A 20,778-nucleotide genomic window follows, 5' to 3' on the forward strand; every position below is an offset into this window, starting at 1 on the left:
GGCATACCAAGTACAGTTCTGATCTGCTGTCGCCTGCCGGGCGGTAGTGTTCTCTGCATCGCGAAATACCCCTGCTTGCACCTTTTCCGACGGCTGCTGCTGCGCTAGGGTTGGCGCACTGGCGGGTAGGCCGTACGCTTACCCGTTTTCTGTGTCTGGAGCCGAAGGTTCCGCTCAAGGAGAAGCCAAGCAGATGCCACGTCGAAATGATATTCAGTCCATCATGATTCTGGGAGCAGGCCCGATTGTAATCGGCCAAGCCTGCGAGTTTGACTATTCCGGGGTTCAAGCCTGTAAGGCGCTCAAGGAGGAGGGGTTCCGGGTTATTCTGGTAAACTCCAATCCGGCCACCATCATGACCGATCCCGAGTTTGCCGATGCCACCTACATTGAGCCGGTTACCTGGGAGGTTGTCGCCAAGATTATCGAGAAGGAGCGCCCTGATGCGATTCTTCCGACCATGGGTGGCCAGACGGCACTGAACTGCGCACTGTCCCTGAACAAACACGGCATTCTTGAGAAATTCGATGTTAAGCTGATCGGTGCTCAGCCTGATGCAATTGATAAGGCAGAAGATCGCGAGCGTTTCAAAGCTGCGATGGATCATATCGGGCTGGAAATGGCGCGCGGCGGTTTTGCTCACGATATGGCTGAGGCGAGGGCGCTGGCTGAAGAGATCGGCTATCCGATCATTATCCGTCCCTCATTTACGCTCGGCGGCTCCGGTGGCGGTATCGCCTACAATCCGGAAGAGTTTGAGCAGATTGCACACTCGGGTCTTGATGCTTCACCAACTGACGAAATCCTCGTCGAAGAGTCGATTATCGGCTGGAAAGAGTTCGAGATGGAGGTGATGAGGGACTGCGCCGATAACTGCGTGATCATCTGTTCAATCGAAAACTTTGATCCGATGGGTGTGCATACCGGTGACTCGATTACCGTGGCGCCTGCCCAGACCCTGACCGACAAAGAGTACCAGCGCATGCGTGATGCCTCGATTGCCATCCTGCGAGAGATTGGCGTCGAGACGGGCGGTTCCAATGTACAGTTTGCAGTCAATCCGAAAGACGGACGCCTGATTGTGATCGAGATGAATCCGCGTGTATCCCGCTCCTCAGCACTGGCATCCAAGGCAACCGGATTCCCGATTGCCAAGATCGCAGCAAAACTGGCCGTGGGTTACACGCTGGATGAGATCCGCAATGATATTACCGGCGAAACTTATGCGGCATTCGAGCCGACCATCGATTATGTGGTCACCAAGCTGCCGCGTTTTGCATTTGAGAAGTTCCCAGGTGCCGATGTGCGCCTGACCACGCAGATGAAGTCGGTGGGCGAGGTGATGGCGATCGGTCGTTCATTTACCGAATCACTCGGCAAAGCCATGCGCGGCCTGGAAACCGGTTCGTGTGGTTTCGACAAGAGCATTCCCGATGATGTCGATGAGGAGCGCTTCCTGCAGGAGAAGCTTGCCGTTCCGGGCGCCGAACGGCTCTGGTGGGTTGGAGAAGCCTTGCGTGCAGGGTGGTCCGAGCAGCGTGTGTTTGAAGTAACCAATATCGATCCATGGTTTATCCGTGAACTGACTTCGGTGATTCTGCTGGAGGCCGCACTTTGCGGCCGGGATGTGGATTCGCTGACCCGCGAGCAGTGGCTTGAAGCCAAGCGTGAGGGTATTTCGGATATGCGTCTGGCCGAACTGCTGGTCAGCGATGAGTTGACGGTACGCAAGGCACGTCAGGCAGCCGGTGTGAATCCAGTATTCAAACGCGTTGATACCTGTGCGGCAGAATTTGAGGCGCATACCCCGTATCTCTACTCTACTTACGAGGATGAGTGTGAGGCGCGCCCGAGTAGCAAGAAGAAGATCATGGTGCTTGGCGGTGGCCCCAACCGAATAGGTCAGGGTATCGAGTTCGACTACTGCTGCGTACATGCGGCATTTGCCCTCTCCGAAGACGGGTTTGAGACGATCATGGTCAATTGCAACCCTGAAACCGTTTCCACCGATTACGATACCTCCGACCGCCTCTATTTTGAGCCTCTCACCTATGAGGACGTGATGGCGATTGTCGATACCGAGAAACCGGACGGCGTGATTGTACAGTTTGGCGGCCAGACGCCGTTGAAACTGGCCGAATCACTTGAGGCTGCAGGCGTGCCGATTATCGGCACCAGCCCGGACATGATCGATCTTGCCGAGGATCGCGAGCGGTTCCAGAAGCTGTTGCACAAACTTGGGCTCAGGCAGCCTGAGAACGGAACAGCACGCTCCACTGAAGAGGCTGTACAGGTCGCAGCAGAGATTGGCTATCCGGTCGTGGTTCGCCCATCCTATGTGCTGGGTGGCCGTGCCATGCAGATCGTTCATGATGAGAAGGGCCTGCTTCGTTACATGAACGAGGCTGTACAGGCTTCTCCTGATCATCCGGTGCTTCTGGATCGTTTCCTGAACAGCGCTATCGAGCTTGATGTCGATGCTCTGGCCGATGACACGCGAGTCGTTATAGGCGGTATCATGGAGCATATCGAAGAGGCGGGTGTTCACTCGGGCGATTCAGCCTGCTGCCTGCCTCCGCACTCGATCGGCGAAGACATTATTGCTGAAGTCCGGCGTCAGACAGTTGAACTTGGACTTGCGCTGCATGTGAAGGGTCTGCTCAATATCCAGTTCGCTATTCAGGGCGACACCATCTATGTGCTGGAAGTGAATCCGCGTGCATCGCGTACAGTTCCGTTTGTTTCGAAGGCGACCGGTAAGCCGCTGGCCAAGATTGCTGCACGAATCATGTCCGGCCAGTCGCTGGATGATCTTGGCATCGACGAAATTGCGCAGCCGACCTCGTTCCGTGCTGTTAAAGAAGCCGTATTCCCGTTTGTGAAGTTCCGCGGTGTTGATCCGCTGCTTAGTCCTGAGATGAAATCTACAGGTGAAGTGATGGGTATTGCACCGGACTTTGCTGCTGCCTTCTCCAAAGCACAGCTTGGAGGCGGACTTCGCCTTCCGGATTCGGGGACAGCCTTTGTCTCCGTGCGTGACGCAGATAAACATGGCCTCGTGCAGTTGGGCAGAACACTGGTGGATGCAGGTTTCAAACTTCTTGCGACAAGCGGCAGCTGGCAGGTCTTGAATGACGCAGATATCGCTGCTGAAAAAGTTGCTAAGGTAACCGATGGCGTTCGTCCGCACATTGTGGACCGGCTTCTCAATGACGAGATTGACCTGATTGTGAATACCACCGAAGGCCTGCAGGCGGTGAAGGACTCGAAATCAATCCGTCAGGCAACACTTGAGCGTGGTATTGCCTATTTCACGACGCTGGCTGGCGGACTTGCCGCAGCTCAGGCAATCGCAGGACATTCGGATGTAACGGTCGTGAAGAGCATTCAGGAATATCATAAGGGGTAACAGAAATTGGAACGTGTACCGATGACAAAACAGGGTGCTGAAGCACTGCGTGAGACCCTCGCATACCTGAAAGGTGAGAACCGCCACAGGATCGTAAGAACGATTGAAGAGGCGCGTGCACATGGTGATCTATCCGAGAATGCGGAATACCATGCTGCCAAAGAAGAGCAGGGTATGAACGAGGGTAAGATCAAGTCGCTGGAGGACAAACTGGCGCGTGCACATGTCATTGATCCGGCCACAATTACTGTGGACAGGATTGTTTTTGGTGCCACGGTCGATCTGATCGATCTTGATGAGGGAACCGAGGTGACCTATCAGGTTGTTGGCGTTGACGAGGCCGATATTGAGCATGGCAAGGTTTCCATTACCTCGCCAATTGCACGTGCAATGATCGGCAAGGAGGAGGGCGATGTGATTAATGTACAGGCGCCAAGTGGTCTCCGTGAGTATGAGGTTCAGGAGATCCGATACGAGTAGTTACCTGAGCCCGGTTGCGGATATCCTGTCCTCAATCATGGACACCGGACAACAGCCCGGTTTTGTCCGGCTCATGTACTTCGTCCGCCGCACCTCCTGTGCGGGAGAGCCAGTTGTTGGAGGAGATAGATGAGCGTTGAGTGCATTCGTATCGGTTCAGTCAGGCTCTGTCTTGCCCTGATGCTCGGTCTTCTTGCTGTTCCCGGGTATCTGGTTGCCCCTGTTCTCTTCTCCAAGGCAGGCAGTGTATCAATGGCTGGCATGCTGGCTGGAGAAACCTTTCATATTGCTAATCTGGTTCTGTTGCTGCTCGCAGCCGTTGTCGTCGTAATCTGGTTCCAGATGAGAGCAACTGAATGGAAAACCGGAGCTGTTCGCTGGTATTTGCTGCTGGCGCTGGTTCTGCTGGTTTCTGTCAATCAGTTTGCCGTTTCACCGGTTCTGGCAGGTCTGAAAGCAGAGATAGGCTCAATGGATCTGGTGTCAGCGGATCATCCGCTGCGCAAGGAGTTCGGCATGTGGCACGGCGTTAGTGCTGTGATCCACCTTCTTGCTGTAGCAGCTGCGGCTGCCATGGTTGCCTTGGGACCTTGCAAACGCAGGCAAACATGTCCGTCATAACTGCATGGTTAAAGAGGTGGATGGCAGACACCGAACTGGTGATGCTGCTCTCCTCCCTGCTTGTTATATTCGTTCTTCTGGTACTGCTGGTGCCCGTTCTGGCTCCAGTGCTGCTGGCTATTGCGCTGGCTTATGTGCTTGATGGCGTTGTCGATCTTCTGGAGCGCTGCAAAATTCCGCGAACGCTTGCTATCGCTATTGCAGGTGGTGGCGCTCTCCTGCTGATTCTCTTTGCCCTGCTGGCTGTTCTGCCACTACTTACCGAGCAGATTGGGAGGCTTGTTAGCCAGGCTCCGCAATATGTGCAGTCGATCAGGGAAACGTTGCAGCAGTTGCAGAGCAACCATGCCGAGTGGATCAATCCGGACTTTCTGCAGAAGGTGATTGCAGCCATTGCACTTAAACTTCAGGAGTGGGGCGGGGCGCTGCTTACCTTCTCGATTGCTTCGATTCCAGGCATGATCACGCTGCTGGTTTATGCCGTACTGGTGCCTGTGATGGTCTTCTTTTTTCTCAAGGACAAGCATGCAGTCATCAGCTGGATGCAGCAGTTTCTGCCCAAAGAGCGCTCACTGCTGCAGCGGGTCTGGCATGAACTTGATATCCAGATAGGTAACTACATCCGCGGCAAGTTCTGGGAAGCGTTCATAGTAGGCTTGGCCATGTGGGTGGTCTTCTGGTGGATGGGGCATGAATATGCAGTGCTGCTTGGCGTGCTGACGGGTATTTCAGTCTGGATTCCGTTCGTTGGCGCGGCAGTGGTGACTATTCCGGTGATTCTGCTCTCATTTTTCCAGTGGGGATGGACTGATACCATGGCCTACAGTGTTCTGGCATATGGCGTAGTTCAGGCGATCGATGCCAATGTGATCGTGCCATGGCTCTTTTCCGAGATCGTGAACCTGCATCCGATTGCCATTATTGTGGCGATACTTCTCTTTGGCAGCCTGTGGGGAATTGTCGGCGTCGTGATAGCCATCCCGATGGCAGCACTGGTGAAAAGCGTGGTGTCCATTGTACTGGAACGGCGGCAGCGGTCATCGACTGCAGAATAACTGACATTGACACCGGATGGGTGCCTTTTAGGGTGCACCAGCTTTATGTGTGTGCTGTTCGTTGATGTGAAATGGGGTTAAACTGATGAGTGATAATATACCGGTGAAAGATTCCGACCTGGATGAACTGAAGAAGGAGATGCGTTCGGCCCAGTGGATTGACTGGGTTGAGAAAAACCAGAAATCGCTGATTGGTGCAGCTGCCGCAGTAGTGGTTGTACTGATGGCAGTCGGACTCTGGCTTGAAAATGAGCAATCCCAGCGTGCAACAGCCGCAACCATTTACCAGCAGGCGATGAATGAAGGCGACTCGGCCAAAAAGCTGGCGTTGCTGCAGAGTATTAACAGGGACTTCTCCAGCAGCAGCTATTCCGCCCTTGCACTGATGCAGCTGGCATCTGTGGACAGTAAAAATGCCGAATTGCACCTGAATGCCCTGATGGCACATGGCAAAGCCATGGATGAGTGGATCTGGCAGGCAAGGCTTGATCTCGCTGAAATCAAACTGGCAGAAGGAGACGCTGCCGCCGCCAAATCCCTGCTCGATCAGCAGGTCGGGGGGCAGTACCTTCAGCTTCGATACTATTTGATGGCTCAGGCCTCCGGTGATGAGGCTGAGAAGCAGGATTACCTGCAAAAAGCAATGGATGCACCATCTTCGACCGATGCGGAACTGTTGCGTAAAATTGAATCACAGATCAACAAGAAAGCTTCCTGATGAAACAGTATATGATGAAGCTACTGTTGGCCGCCACTGCACTTCTCCTTTCGGCCTGCTCGACCGATTTATTCAGTTGGGGTGAGGCGGATACAAAAGTAGAAAAAGCAGAAGAGAGATTTGTTGTCTCTGCTCCCGCAGAGATATCGGTTGCGTGGCGTGCTGATCTCGACCAGCGCCGTCCAGCCTCACCTTCAGGTTTCAGTAACCCGGCTGTGGTTCAGGGAAAAAGTGGTGAGCTTATTGTTGCAGGGGCGCAGGACAGACGTGTCAGGGTGTTCAGTTCGCATGGCAGTGAAGTTCAGCGTGTAGCCATGACAGCTGCCGGAGAGTCCGGTGCACTGCAACTCTCGAATGGATTGGTTGTCGTGGCCGATGTGGACGGCATGCTGTTCGGAGTCGATATCAATCAGGGTAGTGTCGCATGGAGCGTTGAACTCCCTTCAGCGCTTATGAGCAGGCCGGTTCCCGCAGGAAACGACTTTGTTTTTCAAACCGAGAACAATCAAGTGTTCCGCTTTACTGCAGAGGGGAAAAAGGTGTGGAGTTACTCCGGTCCAGCCAGTGTTCTCGGTATTCAGTATACGCCATCGCCAGTGGTCCACAGGGATCGCATCTATATCTCCATGAAAAGCGGAGATGTTGTCGCGCTGAAGGCGGACAGTGGAAGTTTTCTTTGGCAGCGCCAGCTGTTGCTGAGCAATGAGGCGGCAGTATTGAGCGAACTGAAGGTGCCTGCTGCAGCCCCCGTGCTGATTCCTGCCGAGTTTTCCGGCAGAAGTGAGGATATGCTTGCAGTACCTGTTTTTCAGGGCGAGCTGTTTTTCCTGTCGTTGCTTGATGGAAGTACACTGGCAAGCCGTAAGATTTCAACGAAATCTTCGCCACTCCATGTTGGCAAACGGCTCTATGTTGCCGGTGCGGATGGCGCACTCAGTGCACTTGATGCATCTGGAGGCGAAACCCTTTGGAAGCAGCGGCTCTCCAGCGGCGAACTGGTTGGGCCGATTCTTTGGCAGCAGAACCTTTGGCTTGCCGATGAGTTCGGTATGGTGTTCCGCCTTGATCTGGAGGGTAAGTTGCTTGCCAGCGCGGAACTAGATGGTCGTATCGATGTGGCTCCCGTAGCATCATCTGACGGGGTGCTGGTTAGAAATAACCTCGGAACTCTGTTCAAACTGCGCTAAGCGCCAAAGCAGGTAACCTCATTGAATCAGAGAACCAATACACTACAGATATCCGGACGGTTGCCGGTTATTGCCATCGTCGGACGCCCGAACGTAGGAAAATCAACACTGTTCAATCGTCTGCTTGGTAAACGTAAGGCGATTGTTGGTGACAGGCCAGGTGTAACCGTTGACCGCCTGGAGACCGAGTGCCTGATCGGAGCGCGTGATGTGGTCCTTGTTGATACCGGCGGTATCGGTGAAGGGACGCATGATGTGATGCAGCCAGCGATCGACACCCAGGTTGAGGCTGCTCTGGCGATTGCTGATGTCGTCCTGTTTGTCGTGGATGGACAGGCGGGATCAACGCCTGTGGATGCTGCCATTGCCTCCAAACTTCGCCGTCACCAGATTCCTGTTCTGCTTGTTGTGAATAAAGCCGAGAAACCGAACAGTGAAGTGGAGTTTTTTGGACTGGGCATGGGTGATCCTGTGGCTGTTTCTGCCGCGCACGGACAGGGTATTCGTGATTTTACCGATCAGCTTGAGATGTTGATTCCTGAGGTTGTTGAAGTTGCGGATGAAGAGCAGCAGCAACCAATTGCCAGCATCGCAGTGATCGGACGTCCCAATGTAGGAAAATCGACCCTGATCAATGCCTGGCTTGGCAAAGAGCGTATGGTGGTCAGCGATATATCGGGCACTACGCGCGATGCTATCGACAGCGATCTTGTATACGGCAATGGCTTTATCCGCCTGGTGGATACGGCAGGACAGAGAAAACATGGCCGCATCAGCGATATCATCGAGTTTGTTGCACGCGTCAAGGCGGTTCAGGCATTCCGACGCGCTGATTCGATCGTTATGGTTCTGGATGGCTCGGAAGGTGTGGTTGAACAGGACATGCGCCTGATGCAACTGGCACAGGATGAGGGATGTGCACTGATTGTTGCCGTAAATAAGCTTGACCTGCTGACAGAGGATGACTGGAAGCACTATGTTGAACGGCTTGATTTCCGTATGCGTGGATTCACCGATATACCGGTCTACCGCATTACCGCAAAAAGCAGTAAAGGCGTGAAACGACTGCTTGATGAGGCTGTAAAGGCAGCTGAGAGAAATCGATTTGAACTGGGAACCGGTGAACTCAACCGCTGGTTACAGTCAGCTCAGGAAGCTCAGCATCCCCCCAGCGATAACGGTGCCGTCGTAAAGCTTAAATACGCCTCCCAGATCGCCACATCGCCACCAACCATCAAGATTTTCTGCAATCGCCCTAAAGGCTTGAAAGTAAGTTACCGCCGTTATCTGGAACAGTCGTTCCGCAAGACTTTCAATCTGACCGGCGTGCCTGTCCGTTTTAACTTTGCAGGGGGCAAGAATCCTTACGCGCCTGAGCATAAACGCTGATCCATGCGCAGCTTTGAGGAGACCAGGGTCATCGGCTGCAGTGCCGAGAAGATGTTCGATGTCGTTATGGATATCGAAGCATATCCTCAGTTCCTTCCCTGGGTGGCTGGTGCATCGATCCTCACGATGGATGAGGGGGAGCTGACAGCTGAACTGGTGGCCGATCTGGCCGGTTCCCGCCACAGTTTTAAAACAGTTGATCGTTTTGTTTCCGGAAAGCTGGTTGAGATTCGCCTGCTGGATGGACCGTTCCGGTTTCTCGAGAGCGTGTGGACATTCGAAGCGATGGAAGGGGAGAGATGCCGGGTCCATTTCTCGATTGAATTTGAGTTTCGCAGCATGATGCTCGATATTGTGGCCAGTCCAATCTTCTCCACGGCATGCAAATCAATGGTACAGGCGTTTGAGAAGCGGGCGATGGAGCTTAAGAAGTACTAACAACTTTTTGGCGTTTTATTCAGGCCCTGGATGGCCTGCATGGATACTTGGTTTTTTCAGCGTATCCTTATTTATAGGGGTCTAGAATGCATGTCAGTGTCGTTTATGCGCTACCACATCAGCAGTTTATCGAGGAGCTGGATGTTCCAGAGGGTACAACGGCAGAAGATGCGGTTCGCAGCAGTGGCTTGCTGGAGAAGTGCCCTGAGATTGATCTGAAGACAAATAAGCTTGGTATCTATGCCAAGCTGGTGCAGGCAAGCCAGGAGCTTTATGACGGTGATCGTGTCGAGATCTACCGTTCACTGCCGAGAAAGCCTCGTGATGCGCATGCAGTAGACGATAAGAAGGCCCGCATTCGTGCAAAAAAGGAGCGGGTTTCGGAAGAGCATTCCGAGTGATGACGTTGTATATCACCTTAACATTCGTATATTAGACTTTACTTATTTTCGATCATATGGCATAAAGCGGGAATGACAGAGCGATACGTTCCGGCCAATCATGAACTGGCAAAGAAGGTGCAGCGGGCCATTGCGATGGCTGTAGCCGGCATGATTGCAGTTGTGATCGTACCTGCTGTTGTGATTATCGGGGTAATTGTCAATAACGGTAAACCGATTCAGGTTGGTAAAGAGGTGCCTGAATTCATTCTTCCGAATCAGAACAATGCCAATGTTTCCGTGAAGGATTATCTGGGCCACTGGTGTCTTGTCTATTTCTATAATGAGGGACGGCCCGAAGGGTTGGTTCAGGCCAGACGTTTCAGGGAAAGCTACGAGAGCTTTCAACAACTTGATTTGCAGCTGATCGGAATCAGTTACGACTCCGTTCCTTCGCATCGGGAGTTTGCCGAGAAGCTGAATATAACCCATCCGCTTCTATCGGATCCCGACGGCGAAGTGATTGAAGAGTATTCAGCCCACAGTTCGATGAACCATCTGGCCAGAAACCTGAGTTACCTGATCGATGGCGATGGGATCGTCAAAAAGGTATATCTGGATATCTCGCCTGATGAGCATGTGCGAGCACTCACCGAAGATATCCGTCAGTTGACCCAGCTCTAAACGCTTCTGATCGGTTTTCCTGTGATCGTTGCGTGATCATAAAGAGAATCTCTGCTATATTCATACACAAGGTTGCAGATAATCAGCCGTATCTGTGACGGGGAATGTTCATGCGTATAGGCGTACCTAAAGAGATAAAAAATCGTGAACACAGGGTGGCAGTTACCCCCGAAGGTGTGGCGCTACTGGTGGGTGCCGGGCACAAAGTTGTTGTTGAATCCCGGGCGGGCATAGACAGTGCTTTTACCGATCAGGCCTACCGGAAAGCCGGGGCGTTTGTGACTGACTCAGCAGATGAGATATGGCGTTGCGAACTGGTTATTAAGGTCAAGGAGCCGCTGCCTGACGAATATCGCCACTTCAGAAAAGGAGTGATTCTTTTTACTTATCTTCATCTGGCGGCCGTGCCGGAGCTTGCCCGGGAACTGATGGCCAGTGGTGTATGCGCGATCGGTTATGAGACGGTTCAGCTTGAGTCGGGTCGATTGCCGTTGCTGGCGCCGATGAGTCAGGTGGCCGGAAAAGTGGCAGCTCAACTGGGTGTTCAGTATCTGCAGAAAGAGAACGGCTCTCCTTTTCAAGGTACGGGCCGGCTGCTGGGAGGCATGGGGAGTCTGAATGCTGCCCGGGTTGTGATTCTCGGTGCGGGAAATGTAGGCATCAATGCTGCCGAAACGGTTGCCTGTCTTGGCGCCGAGGTGCTTCTTCTTGAGGCCAATGAGACGCGCATTCATACCCTGCAGCAGAAGACGCATAAGAACATTCAAGTGCATCACTACACCCATAAGAATCTGATCGGGCTGCTGCCGACCTGTGACCTTCTGATCGGTGCAGCATTGATTCCGGGTAAGCATGCCCCGATGCTGCTGCAGCGTTCAGATATCGCATTGATGAAAGCGGGAAGTGTCTTTGTCGATGTTGCTATTGATCAGGGGGGGATGAGCGAGACAAGCCGTCCGACCAGTTATGAGGATCCGGTTTATCTGGAAGAGGGGGTGATTCACTGCTGCCTGCCGAACCTGCCTGCTGCCGTGCCGCAGACCAGTACGGCGGCACTGACCCATGCCACGTTACCCTATGTTCGGAAAATCGCGGATATGGGTCTGGATGCTGCAGTAGCTTCTGATCCCTCCTTGAAGCTGGGTATCAATATCAGGGATGGAAACATTGTTCACGAAGGGGTCAGGTCGGCGCTGGCTGGCCAGGTTTAAGGCAGTTCGTTCTCCGCAACCATTGCTGTGATGTGCTGCAGCAGTGCCAGAAGCCCCTCTGGCACCTTTTTCCTGCATAACAACGATAGATAGATCACCCGGCCGTTCACAACCTCCTGATGCGTGATCAGGATGCGGCCGCTATTGAGGATCACGCCATTACAGACAGGCTCTCCGAAGCCACCGCATCTGGCCATGGTGCGCGTTGTCTCCATGACCATCGGGGAGTAGAGCGCAAACTCATCACCCTTGGGATGATCACCCACCTGCGCGATCAGTTTACCGTCACCATCAATGACGATAATGCAGGAAAGATTGTGCTGCATGCGAATGTGTTCAAGCTCCCCGGTGATCGCAGAAGCCAGTGCGCCATCTTCAGGGACGCGTTGAGGGTTGAAACCGGTTCTATTGCTGTGTTGCATCATATATTGCCTCTTCAGTCGGTAGTGACAAAACCGATTGTGGATGCAACTAAAGGTTTATGGCGTGACTGCCGTCACTTTGTATTGCTGTAGCGCTTCGGGAACATACCACTTTTCACTGTTGTAACCGATACCGGCCGGTGCAGGCTTGATGCCGTGGAAGCGTTTGTGCATCACCGGCAGCGAGTAGGGAGCAAAGAGAAAGACCATCGGAACATCACTGTATATCTCCTCCTGCATACGATCGTAATGCGCTTTACGTTCGTTGCGGTCGAAGGTTCTGCGCGCCGCATCGAGTGCTGCATCCACCTTTTCATTGTTGTAGGAGAGGAAATTGAACTGGCGAGGGCCGGTCTGGGATGAGTGCCAGATGGTGTACTGATCCGGATCAGGTGAGAGGGACCAGCCCAGAATGACGGCATCGAAGTTGCGAGTGTTGATAAAGTTCTGGATAAAGGCGGACCACTCAACCAGCCGCACTTTCATGTCGATACCTACCGTTTTAAGCCGTTGCTGCATAATCGTGGCTGCATCAGCACGCTGTTTATTACCGTTGTTGGTGAGTACGGTGAAAGAGAGCGATTCGCCGCCTTTATCGACAATGCCATCGCCATCGGAATCTCTCCAGCCTGCCTCAGCCAGCAGAGCCCTGGCCCTTTCGGGATCATAGCTTCGTGGTTTGAGGTTTTCGTTCACCCAGAAGGTGCCCGGTTTATAGGGGCTGGCGATGGTTTCGCCCAATCCCAACTGAACTCCGTCGAGAATCTCCTGCCGGTCGATGGCATAAGCGATCGCCCTGCGAATGCGGATATCGCTGAATGGTTTGCGGCTGAGGTTGAAGCCGAGGTAGGTGTAGACGAAGTCGAGATATTTGTAGCGATTGAAATTGTTTTTCAGCGCCTCGCGCGTTTGAAACAGGCGGGCATACTGCATCGGGCTTAAGCCCACCGAATCAAGGCGTCCGGCTGAGAGTTCAAGAAACTGGGTGGCGCGATCAGGGATAATGCGGGTCAGTCTTTCGCTGATCCATACCGGGCCATCGAAGTAGCTCTCATTGGCGCGCATCAGGATTGACTGCTGCGATTGCCACTCGGCAAGCGTGTATGGACCGATGGAGGCTTTGGGGGAGCGCGAGAGCGGTGTGTCCATGATGTTTTCACCTTCAAAGACATGTTTCGGCAGAATCGCCAGCGATGACCAGGATGAGAGAGCGGGTGAAAAGGGTTCATCGTAGTGCACGATAAAGGTGTGCGGATCAGGTGCCTCAGCGCGCTTAACCAGAATATAATCTGCCTTGTATGCACTCTGGGTTGAATCGGCCTGAATTAAATTGAGGGTGAATAGGCAGTCATCTGAAGTCAGAGGTTTGCCATCGGTCCACTGCAACGTTTTGCGCAGATGAAAGATGATGGTGCGATTGTCTGGCGAAACATCCCATGATTCGGCCAACTGGCCGGTAAGGTCGAGGTTTTTGTCGTACTTCAGTAGAGAGAGGTAGAGTTGCCCGGCAATGGCATGGCTTGATGCATCGCCTGCAATCATCGGGATCAGGTTGCTGGCATCACCGATCGAGGCATCAACCAGCCGGTCTCCGCGCGCAGGGATATCCTCGTACTGGCCAAGTGCGGTTTTTGCAGATGAGGCGTCGGATGGCGTATCACTGTTGCCGCAAGCGATGAGCAGCAGGGCAGCAAGCCCGGCTGCGATCAGCCTGGGCGAATGCGGGCGAGAACCCATAGTGTGTCTCCGGCGCGAATAATGCTTTTACTGGAAAGGTTGTTGATCTTGGTGATCGCTTTGACTGTCGTGCCGAAACGGCTGGCGATGCGCCAGAGAGAATCACCACTGCGCACACGGTAGCGAATGCGGCGGTCGCTATTAAGCAGCGGATTGATGTTGGCGCTTGCCCTGGCCAGCTGGTTGGCCGGCACTTTCAGCTTTTGACCGATGCGAAGCACCTTGGAACTTCCCCTGTTCAGCTGTTTAAGGCTCTCCACGCTGCAGCTGTGCGTTTTGGCAATACTCCAGAGCGAATCACCCTTCTTTACTGTGGCATAAACAAATTTAGGCCCTGCCTTGGCCGCACTCTCCTGCACCTGCGCGTGCAGTGACTCGGGCACATGGATAGTGACCGGACGGCTAAGATACTGGGCCTGATTGAGCGATGGATTGAAATGGAAAATCTCATCCTTCTCCATGCCGCTAAGGCCTGCCAGAAGGTGAAGGTCAACCGGCGGTTGCAGGTTGACGGGGAGTGTTTTGATCGGATCGGGAAATGCGAGAGCTCCCTCCTCAAGAAGGGCCACCAGCCCGATAATATGGATGACATAATCTCTCGTCTCTTCCGGCACCGGCAGCTTCTCAAGTGGATTGCCGATATCCCACGGCTCTTTTCTCAGGCGTGCAGCGACCGCATTGGGGCCGAGATTGTAGGCGGCAATGGCGAGTGGCCAGTTATCAAAGCGGTCATAAAGGTCGATCAGATATTGCACTGCAACCGTAGTTGATTTCTCGACACTGCGTCGCCCATCGATCTTTCTGTCCGGACTGATGCCGAGGCTCATTGCAGTTTTCGGCATCAGCTGCCATAGACCCACTGCACCGGAACGCGAGAGGGCATAGGGGTTGTAGGTGGACTCCACGATCGGAATCACCTGCAGTGCATCTGGCACATGCTTAGCTCTGAGGCTCTCTACAAGGCGGTGGCGTACATAGCGGGAACGCTCAGATACCATCTCCCAGCGATCTGAGTAGCGGATGCTGGATCTGTTTTTAGCCATCTCCAGGTCATTTTCATTGATGCCGTAGAGCAGGGGTCTGAGTATTGGCCTGTGGGCGTTGCCAGCCTGTGTCTGTGCCGGATCGAGAGAGGCCAGCAACTCCACAGCCGAAGCCGGGTATGAGGCAAGCATCATCATCCCGGCTGCGAGAAGCGGCTGTATCAGAAAATACGCTTTAAGGCGTCTGTGTTGTTGATGTCCTGTAATACGGGCTGTCATGACAGGCATAAAGATTAGAAGAGATCGCCATAATTGCCATCATTATTCTCATCCTCTGCACTTGCCTCGACCAGTGCATTACCGAGTACGGTGAGCGCAAGCATCTTGCTGGCCTCTTTTTCGCGCGCATCGACCGGAATCACCATGATCTCACCGAGGTTTAGCTGTGAGGCGATCTCTTCAACACTTTTGGCCCCGGGTAGGTCCTGTTTGGTTGCCCCGACAATCGCCGGCAGCCCGACCTGCTCGCGGTAATATTTGTACATCTTGCGCATCTCATTAAGTGAATCATCACATGTGGAATCGATCAGGAAAATGGCTGCAATCGCCCCCTTGGAGAGGATATTCCACATGAAATTAAAGCGTGCCTGACCGGGGGTTCCAAAAAGATGCAGCTCAAGTTGTTCATCGATCTTGAGAATGCCGAAATCGAGCCCGACCGTGGTCATGCTTTTCAGCTTTGCCACCTGATCGCTCGGCACCACATCCGTAGCCGTCACCTGAGAATCGCTGAGATTCTGTACCATCGTGGTTTTGCCGGAGTTCACAGGCCCTGTGATCACCAGTTTTACAACCTGTTTGTCAATCATCACAGACCCCTGATTCGATCGATGATCCGGCTCAGAATGGATACCCTGCTGTTACGGTTTACAACCTCTCTGGAAGGGGTTTCCGTCCGGCCCGCTTCACTTCTCGTGCTGTTTGATCTTTCCGGGGCTGGTCTGCTCATCCTGCGCTCGGTTGTTGATTCCACTTTCAGTGGGGCGATAAGGCCGAGCAGATAGGTGGCGATCATCACCCTCAGGCGGCTCGCTTCATCAAATTCATGGTCGGCCTGGGAGATGAAATCCTGAATCTTCAGCGATCCGTTCTGCTGATAACTCCTGTGCATGTTGATATATGTAGGGTGATCGGCAAATGCGTAGCGCTGCATCGGATAGAGCCTGACAATCAGTGGCGGCATACGCATGGCGAAGCTGAGCAGGGCGGCGCGAAGCTCAGCACTGAACGAGAAGCCTCTCAATGCATCTGCGACTGCCTGTGGTGCAAAGGTGCGCTGCTCCGTGACTGGTGCACAGTTGATACCGCTGCTCACTTTGACCGAGTCGGAGGCTAAGATCTCTCTGAGTTTATGGACGACATCGTCATGGTTGCCGGCAAAACCGGAGCGATCGTAAAAGAGGCTGTTGGTCTCTGAGCCGAATCGGTAGTCGACCCGTGCAGGTTTCTGCTGGATGATCATGCGGCGAAGGGGAATAAGCGAGTTCATGGGGTAATCCTGTTCAGAACCATGAGTTCCTGATCCCTGGGTGGTGACGCACATGTATGCTGTGCCCGGATATCTCTGCCATTGCGCGCTCCTTTTTCTGTTACGTTACAAAAATACATGTGCTGATCTTCCCTGTATCCCGCCTCGTTACCGTGAGTTGGAGCACTTTTCGTTCAAATCTGCTCTCGGAATGCCGTTCTGTTGATGCTCAGGCCTACTACACAAACCGTGAGTTTCGACTATAATAATTAAGCAGAGCATTGAGTGGACATGTATCTATTGTTTCGACTCAGAGACTAAGGGGGTGCCGGATGTGTAGCAGTGAGCTGAAGGTTAATCTCGGATTTACCAGTGAAAGGTTCCCGCCGGGTACCCATATGTGCCTGATTTACAGTAATGAAGAAGAGAGACGTGAAACCATCTCCAAGTTTCTCGATAGTGGATTGAAGGGCGGGGAGCGCGTCGGATACTTTGCAGATGAGATGAGCCCGGTTGAGGTTAAGGAGTGGCTCGGAAGTTATGACCTGGTACTGCCGGACCGGGAAGAAAGTGGACAGTTCATCTGCTCGAATGCACTGGAGGTCTACTGCCCAGAGGGAAAATTTGAGCCTGATGACATGATCCATACGCTGAAGAGTAGTTATCAGGCGTCGTGTGATGACGGTTATCCGGGTTTAAGGGTCAGTGGTGAGATGAGTTGGGCGCTTAGAGGAGTTCCGGGTTCCGACCGCCTGATGGAGTATGAGGCCAAAGTAAATATTGCGTTCAGAACCCACCCTGTCATTGCAATCTGCCAGTACGATGCTCGCAGATTTGATGGTTCTACAATTCTGGATGTGCTCAGGGTGCACCCGGTGATGGTTGTTCAGGGTCGGGTAGTTCACAACCCATATTTTATTCAGCCGGAAGCGTTCCTGGCATCTCTCTCAGGAGCCTGATCATTCGCCTAGGCGACTGCTGCAGGGCAGGGGCCGATCGAAAATATTCACCCGGTTTTTAACTGATATGGTGATATCGAAAGCCCATACATTTCAGGGCAGGCAGGGCTTTTCGCTCCCCCCCCCCCAGATTGTCAAAAGCTTGGAAAAATTTGCTATACTAATAGAGAAGAAATGCAGAACTATAGATAGCAGTGTCCCGCTTGGATGATCCGGAATGCTTAGAGGAGAGCCCTATGAAAATGAAATCAGTTTGGATCGGGTTAGCTGCTGTTGCCGCTGTAATTGCAGCGGTTATGTTTTTTTCTGGAGGAATCGCGGAGAAAGGTGATGTCAGGCAGGGCGTTCCCTTGGCGGTCGGAACCAATATCTGGCCCGGTTATGAGCCTCTCTACCTGGCGCGAGAACTGGGCTACTATGATGGCAAAGGTGTTCGGCTGATTGAGTTCGCCTCAGCAACCCAGGTGCTGCATGCATTTCGGAACAAAGTAATTGCAGCTGCTGCCCTCACCCTTGATGAGGTGCTGTTGCTGAAGGACTACGGTCTCGACCCCAGGGTTGTTCTTGTGTTCGACACCTCTGATGGTGCCGATGTGATTCTGTCCAAGAGGGAGTTTTCTGATATGAAAGCCCTCAAAGGCAAACGCATTGGAGTTGAAAATACTGCGTTGGGGGCATTTATGCTGATGCGGGCACTGCAGCTTAACGGCATGCAACTTTCAGATGTTGAAATTGTTTCGCTGCCAATCAACGAGCATGATACAGCATTTAAAACGGGCAAGGTCGATGCACTGGTCACATTCGATCCTGTGCGTAGTCGCCTGATGGCAGAAGGGTATCATGAGCTCTTCACCAGCAAAGATATTCCTGATGAAGTTGTGGATGTATTGGTGGTCAGTGAGGAGTCACTGCTGTCCCATAACAAAGAACTCAACGCACTGTTCAGCGGCTGGTTTCGGGGGCTTGATTATCTTGATGATTATCCTGAGAAAGCTGCCGGGATCATGGCTGCACGACAGAAAATATCAACTGCCGAGCTTTTGGAAGCATATAAGGGGCTGCATCTTCCTGATCTGGATGAGAACATCAGCATGATGGATCCACCACCATCGCCACTGTATCTGACTGCAACACGGATGAGTGAGCTCATGTATAAATCCAAGCTGTTAAAGAGCCGGCTTAATCTGAAACAGATGATTGCTGTCGAACCGCTTAAGCAATTCAAGCAAGGCGATGCTCAGAGGTAACTGATGAAACTCTCTCTGCGTTGGCTTCTGCCATCTCTTCTGGTCGCCTGTACAGTGATCCTCTCTGTCTGGAGCTATCAGACCAACGGCAGGATTGCCGAGTTAAATGTGGAGCAAGACCAACTTCAGCATATCACTTTGGAGATGGATCAGCTGCAGAGGCATATCGAACTTCAACTGAGGGAGGGGATGATTGCATCGGTTCAGGAGGAGATCAGCACATTGGGTGTTGATCCTGATGTGGAGATCGCTTTTTTAAGTGATCATCACGATGAAATTGTTGCCTCGATTTTTTTTGCAACTGTTGGAAATACAGTTGAAGAGATGGCCAATCAACACCTTGGCAATAGCCGTGATATTCGACTTGAGCAGTTCGAGAAGACAAAAAACAGCCTGAGTAGCACTGTTTTTGTCGAAGGAGAAGGTGTGAATCAGAAGGTGATTGGCATCTACCCAGTTGTCATGGGACGTAAGGAGGGCGAATTAAGGCCGACTCTCATTGGAATACTTTATTCCCAGCGAAGCATGGCAAGAGTTAAAGAGGCTGCAATGCAGGGCGTTACGCGCCAGATCATCCAGTTTGTCGCCATGCTGAGCCTGTTTACGATTCTGCTTTCGATGACCCTCCATTTCCTGGTGACGGCAAGAATACGCAGGATAGTCGACACAACCCGCCTTGTTTCGGAAGGCAACCTGAATGCACAGACCAATGTTGCAGGAGAGGATGAGGTCGGGCAAGTTGCTTCTGCGATCGATTCGATGGTAATGCAGTGGGGCAAGGCTGAGGCAAGGCTCGTTAAGCTGTCGCAGGGGGTCGAACAGTCCAGTGAGGCCATGATTATTATGGATTATCAGGGGTGTGTAGAGTATGTGAATCCTGCATTTTGCCGCATTTCAGGTTACGCCAGTGAAGAGATAGTGGGAGATCTGGCGCTCTGGTTTAGAAACAGGGCTGATCCAGCCGGCAGAGCACTGTGGGAGACCATGATCCTGGGCAATATCTGGCACGGACGAATCATGAGTGAGAGAAAGGATGGATCACAATATCCGTGCATGCTGACCGTGTCTCCGGTTAAGGGTGATGACGGTAAAATCGTCAACTTTGTTGGGGTCCAGCAGGACCTTACGGAACATGAAAACCTGGAAGAGCAGTTGCGGCAGTCTCAGAAACTGGAGGCGCTCGGGACACTCGTTGGAGGCATTGCACACGAGTTCAATAACGCACTGGCTGGCATGACCGGCAACCTATATCTGGCAAAGAGAGAGGCATCAGCGCTTCCGGGGGTTGTTAAGCGACTGGAATCGGTAGAGAAGCTCTCATTTCGAAGTGCCGAACTGATTAAAAACCTGCTCTCGTTTGCCCGCAAAGGAATTGTCCAGAAAACAGATATTCCCTTAGCCCCGTTTTTGAAAGAGATCATCAAGATATATAAAACCTCGCTGCCTGAGAATATCAAGTTGAATACAGATATTACTCTGCCTATGGTGGTTTATGGGGATGCAACCCTTCTTCAGCAGACGGTGATGAATATTATAAACAATGCGCGAGATGCTGTTCTGAAAAGTGAAGACCCCGTCATATCGATTAAACTGGGAGAGTTTGTTGCAGATAAGGAGTTTCTGGAAATGCATCCTGAGCTCAAATCTGGTGACTATGCAATCATATCCATCAGAGACAGTGGCTGCGGCATCAGACACGAGGATATGCCACATATTTTTGAACCGTTTTATACGACCAAGGAAGTCGGTAAGGGTTCTGGCCTGGGGCTCTCCCAGGTGTACGGTGCCATGCAGACCCATGGTGGTGCTGTGGAAATCGAGTCGGTCCCCGAGGTTGGTACTCTGGTTCGCCTATACCTGCCTGCAGTGGACAGAAGTATTGAGAATGAATTCGCCACCCAACAGCAGGAACAGGTTGAGAATGGCAATGGGGAGACGATCATGCTGGTTGATGATGACAGCAATGTTCTCTCGACAGCATCGGATGTTCTGGAGAGTTTGAACTACAAGGTATTAACGGCAACAAACGGGCAGGAGGCAATCGCTCAATTCAATATAAACAGGGAAGCAATTGATCTTGTGATTATCGATGTGGTGATGCCTGTCATGGGCGGTATCGAAGCCGTGCAACATCTTCGTGAGATAGAACCCGGAATAAAAATTATTTTCTCAACCGGTTATGATCGGGACAGCCTGAGAGAGGCTGGGAGTATCGATTCAGCGTTGGTTATCTCGAAACCCTTCAATGTGGCAGAACTGAGCCGTGCTATAAAGAATAAACTGGCTCATTGATGCCAGCTAAATGGCATCTGTTTCCTGGCGTTTCAGCT

At 52.5% G+C, this 20,778-nt stretch carries 19 protein-coding genes; 14 read left to right on the forward strand and 5 right to left on the reverse strand.

The genetic code is table 11. From position 1 onward, the window contains the following. Nucleotides 1-193 precede the first annotated feature (193 nt). The 11 genes from carB to ald all read left to right on the forward strand — a co-directional run bounded on the left by carB (nt 194) and on the right by ald (nt 11,572). Complete coding sequence (gene carB, locus Ga0123462_RS04635) at nt 194-3,409, forward strand: carbamoyl-phosphate synthase large subunit (RefSeq protein ID WP_100265227.1); 3,216 nt, start codon at nt 194-196, stop codon at nt 3,407-3,409. Nucleotides 3,410-3,415: 6 nt separating this feature from the next. Further along, entirely contained in the window at nt 3,416-3,889 is a 474-nt protein-coding gene (gene greA, locus Ga0123462_RS04640) for a transcription elongation factor GreA (protein ID WP_100265228.1), read from the forward strand. 129 nt (nt 3,890-4,018) lie between these two features. Then, nucleotides 4,019-4,510, forward strand: coding sequence for a DUF4149 domain-containing protein (locus tag Ga0123462_RS04645; RefSeq protein ID WP_100265229.1), 492 nt, complete (start codon nt 4,019-4,021; stop codon nt 4,508-4,510). After that, nucleotides 4,498-5,565: an AI-2E family transporter gene (locus Ga0123462_RS04650; RefSeq protein WP_100265230.1), complete on the forward strand. Its 1,068-nt coding sequence runs from the start codon at nt 4,498-4,500 to the stop codon at nt 5,563-5,565. The genes Ga0123462_RS04645 and Ga0123462_RS04650 overlap by 13 nt, the downstream gene beginning before the upstream one ends. A gap of 85 nt (nt 5,566-5,650) precedes the next feature. Then, entirely contained in the window at nt 5,651-6,283 is a 633-nt protein-coding gene (locus Ga0123462_RS04655; RefSeq protein WP_100265231.1) for a tetratricopeptide repeat protein, read from the forward strand. A gap of 11 nt (nt 6,284-6,294) precedes the next feature. Next, complete coding sequence (locus tag Ga0123462_RS04660; protein WP_157821271.1) at nt 6,295-7,470, forward strand: outer membrane protein assembly factor BamB family protein; 1,176 nt, start codon at nt 6,295-6,297, stop codon at nt 7,468-7,470. A 21-nt stretch (nt 7,471-7,491) separates the two neighbouring features. Then, nucleotides 7,492-8,859, forward strand: coding sequence for a ribosome biogenesis GTPase Der (gene der, locus Ga0123462_RS04665; protein WP_198507400.1), 1,368 nt, complete (start codon nt 7,492-7,494; stop codon nt 8,857-8,859). Nucleotides 8,860-8,862: 3 nt separating this feature from the next. Next, a complete protein-coding gene (locus tag Ga0123462_RS04670) occupies nt 8,863-9,297 on the forward strand; it encodes a type II toxin-antitoxin system RatA family toxin (RefSeq protein WP_100265233.1) in 435 nt (144 codons plus the stop codon). An 86-nt stretch (nt 9,298-9,383) separates the two neighbouring features. Beyond that, nucleotides 9,384-9,698 (forward strand): RnfH family protein, encoded by a 315-nt coding sequence (locus tag Ga0123462_RS04675; RefSeq protein ID WP_100265234.1) that lies wholly within the window; start codon nt 9,384-9,386, stop codon nt 9,696-9,698. A gap of 72 nt (nt 9,699-9,770) precedes the next feature. Continuing rightward, a complete protein-coding gene (locus Ga0123462_RS04680) occupies nt 9,771-10,361 on the forward strand; it encodes a peroxiredoxin (protein WP_100265235.1) in 591 nt (196 codons plus the stop codon). A 110-nt stretch (nt 10,362-10,471) separates the two neighbouring features. Continuing rightward, complete coding sequence (ald, locus tag Ga0123462_RS04685; protein ID WP_100265236.1) at nt 10,472-11,572, forward strand: alanine dehydrogenase; 1,101 nt, start codon at nt 10,472-10,474, stop codon at nt 11,570-11,572. Here the strand turns inward: ald and Ga0123462_RS04690 are convergent. The 5 genes from Ga0123462_RS04690 to Ga0123462_RS04710 are packed head-to-tail and all read right to left on the reverse strand — an operon-like array spanning nt 11,569 to nt 16,263. Further along, entirely contained in the window at nt 11,569-11,997 is a 429-nt protein-coding gene (locus Ga0123462_RS04690; protein WP_232726641.1) for a hypothetical protein, read from the reverse strand. The two genes, ald and Ga0123462_RS04690, sit on opposite strands and share 4 nt — an antisense overlap. A 54-nt stretch (nt 11,998-12,051) precedes the next feature. After that, the gene (locus Ga0123462_RS04695) at nt 12,052-13,731 is read right to left on the reverse strand and encodes a peptide-binding protein (protein WP_100265237.1); all 1,680 of its coding nucleotides are present in this window, start codon (nt 13,729-13,731) and stop codon (nt 12,052-12,054) included. Beyond that, nucleotides 13,701-14,993 carry a lytic transglycosylase domain-containing protein gene (locus tag Ga0123462_RS04700; RefSeq protein WP_198507401.1) on the reverse strand — a complete coding sequence of 431 codons (1,293 nt, stop codon included), beginning with the start codon at nt 14,991-14,993 and terminating at the stop codon, nt 13,701-13,703. The genes Ga0123462_RS04695 and Ga0123462_RS04700 overlap by 31 nt, the downstream gene beginning before the upstream one ends. A 14-nt stretch (nt 14,994-15,007) precedes the next feature. Then, a complete protein-coding gene (locus tag Ga0123462_RS04705; RefSeq protein WP_232726642.1) occupies nt 15,008-15,583 on the reverse strand; it encodes a GTP-binding protein in 576 nt (191 codons plus the stop codon). After that, nucleotides 15,583-16,263, reverse strand: a complete 681-nt coding sequence (locus Ga0123462_RS04710; protein WP_100265240.1) for a hypothetical protein — start codon at nt 16,261-16,263, stop codon at nt 15,583-15,585. Before Ga0123462_RS04710 ends, Ga0123462_RS04705 begins: the two co-directional genes overlap by 1 nt. 311 nt (nt 16,264-16,574) lie before the next feature. Between Ga0123462_RS04710 and Ga0123462_RS04715 the strand changes: the two genes are divergently transcribed. From Ga0123462_RS04715 to Ga0123462_RS04725, 3 genes are all read left to right on the forward strand, one after another. Beyond that, nucleotides 16,575-17,201 (forward strand): MEDS domain-containing protein, encoded by a 627-nt coding sequence (locus Ga0123462_RS04715; RefSeq protein ID WP_100265241.1) that lies wholly within the window; start codon nt 16,575-16,577, stop codon nt 17,199-17,201. 236 nt (nt 17,202-17,437) lie between these two features. Continuing rightward, complete coding sequence (locus Ga0123462_RS04720) at nt 17,438-18,448, forward strand: ABC transporter substrate-binding protein (RefSeq protein ID WP_100265242.1); 1,011 nt, start codon at nt 17,438-17,440, stop codon at nt 18,446-18,448. 3 nt (nt 18,449-18,451) lie between these two features. Continuing rightward, entirely contained in the window at nt 18,452-20,740 is a 2,289-nt protein-coding gene (locus tag Ga0123462_RS04725) for an ATP-binding protein (protein ID WP_100265243.1), read from the forward strand. The last annotated feature ends 38 nt before the right edge of the window (nt 20,741-20,778 follow it).

It is taken from the genome of Mariprofundus ferrinatatus, assembly GCF_002795825.1.
Classification (GTDB): Bacteria; Pseudomonadota; Zetaproteobacteria; order Mariprofundales; family Mariprofundaceae; genus Mariprofundus; species Mariprofundus ferrinatatus.

What these genes read in the sequence shown, in the direction of transcription:
- Ga0123462_RS04720 (WP_100265242.1), top strand. Translation starts at nt 17,438, where the DNA reads ATGAAAATGAAATCAGTTTGGATCGGGTTAGCTGCTGTTGCCGCTGTA.
- Ga0123462_RS04710 (WP_100265240.1), bottom strand. Translation starts at nt 16,263, where the DNA reads ATGAACTCGCTTATTCCCCTTCGCCGCATGATCATCCAGCAGAAACCT.
- Ga0123462_RS04700 (WP_198507401.1), bottom strand. Translation starts at nt 14,993, where the DNA reads ATGACAGCCCGTATTACAGGACATCAACAACACAGACGCCTTAAAGCG.
- ald (WP_100265236.1), top strand. Translation starts at nt 10,472, where the DNA reads ATGCGTATAGGCGTACCTAAAGAGATAAAAAATCGTGAACACAGGGTG.
- Ga0123462_RS04725 (WP_100265243.1), top strand. Translation starts at nt 18,452, where the DNA reads ATGAAACTCTCTCTGCGTTGGCTTCTGCCATCTCTTCTGGTCGCCTGT.
- Ga0123462_RS04645 (WP_100265229.1), top strand. Translation starts at nt 4,019, where the DNA reads ATGAGCGTTGAGTGCATTCGTATCGGTTCAGTCAGGCTCTGTCTTGCC.
- carB (WP_100265227.1), top strand. Translation starts at nt 194, where the DNA reads ATGCCACGTCGAAATGATATTCAGTCCATCATGATTCTGGGAGCAGGC.
- Ga0123462_RS04655 (WP_100265231.1), top strand. Translation starts at nt 5,651, where the DNA reads ATGAGTGATAATATACCGGTGAAAGATTCCGACCTGGATGAACTGAAG.
- Ga0123462_RS04690 (WP_232726641.1), bottom strand. Translation starts at nt 11,997, where the DNA reads ATGATGCAACACAGCAATAGAACCGGTTTCAACCCTCAACGCGTCCCT.
- Ga0123462_RS04675 (WP_100265234.1), top strand. Translation starts at nt 9,384, where the DNA reads ATGCATGTCAGTGTCGTTTATGCGCTACCACATCAGCAGTTTATCGAG.
- Ga0123462_RS04650 (WP_100265230.1), top strand. Translation starts at nt 4,498, where the DNA reads ATGTCCGTCATAACTGCATGGTTAAAGAGGTGGATGGCAGACACCGAA.
- Ga0123462_RS04715 (WP_100265241.1), top strand. Translation starts at nt 16,575, where the DNA reads ATGTGTAGCAGTGAGCTGAAGGTTAATCTCGGATTTACCAGTGAAAGG.
- Ga0123462_RS04660 (WP_157821271.1), top strand. Translation starts at nt 6,295, where the DNA reads ATGATGAAGCTACTGTTGGCCGCCACTGCACTTCTCCTTTCGGCCTGC.
- Ga0123462_RS04695 (WP_100265237.1), bottom strand. Translation starts at nt 13,731, where the DNA reads ATGGGTTCTCGCCCGCATTCGCCCAGGCTGATCGCAGCCGGGCTTGCT.
- Ga0123462_RS04680 (WP_100265235.1), top strand. Translation starts at nt 9,771, where the DNA reads ATGACAGAGCGATACGTTCCGGCCAATCATGAACTGGCAAAGAAGGTG.
- Ga0123462_RS04705 (WP_232726642.1), bottom strand. Translation starts at nt 15,583, where the DNA reads ATGATTGACAAACAGGTTGTAAAACTGGTGATCACAGGGCCTGTGAAC.
- Ga0123462_RS04670 (WP_100265233.1), top strand. Translation starts at nt 8,863, where the DNA reads ATGCGCAGCTTTGAGGAGACCAGGGTCATCGGCTGCAGTGCCGAGAAG.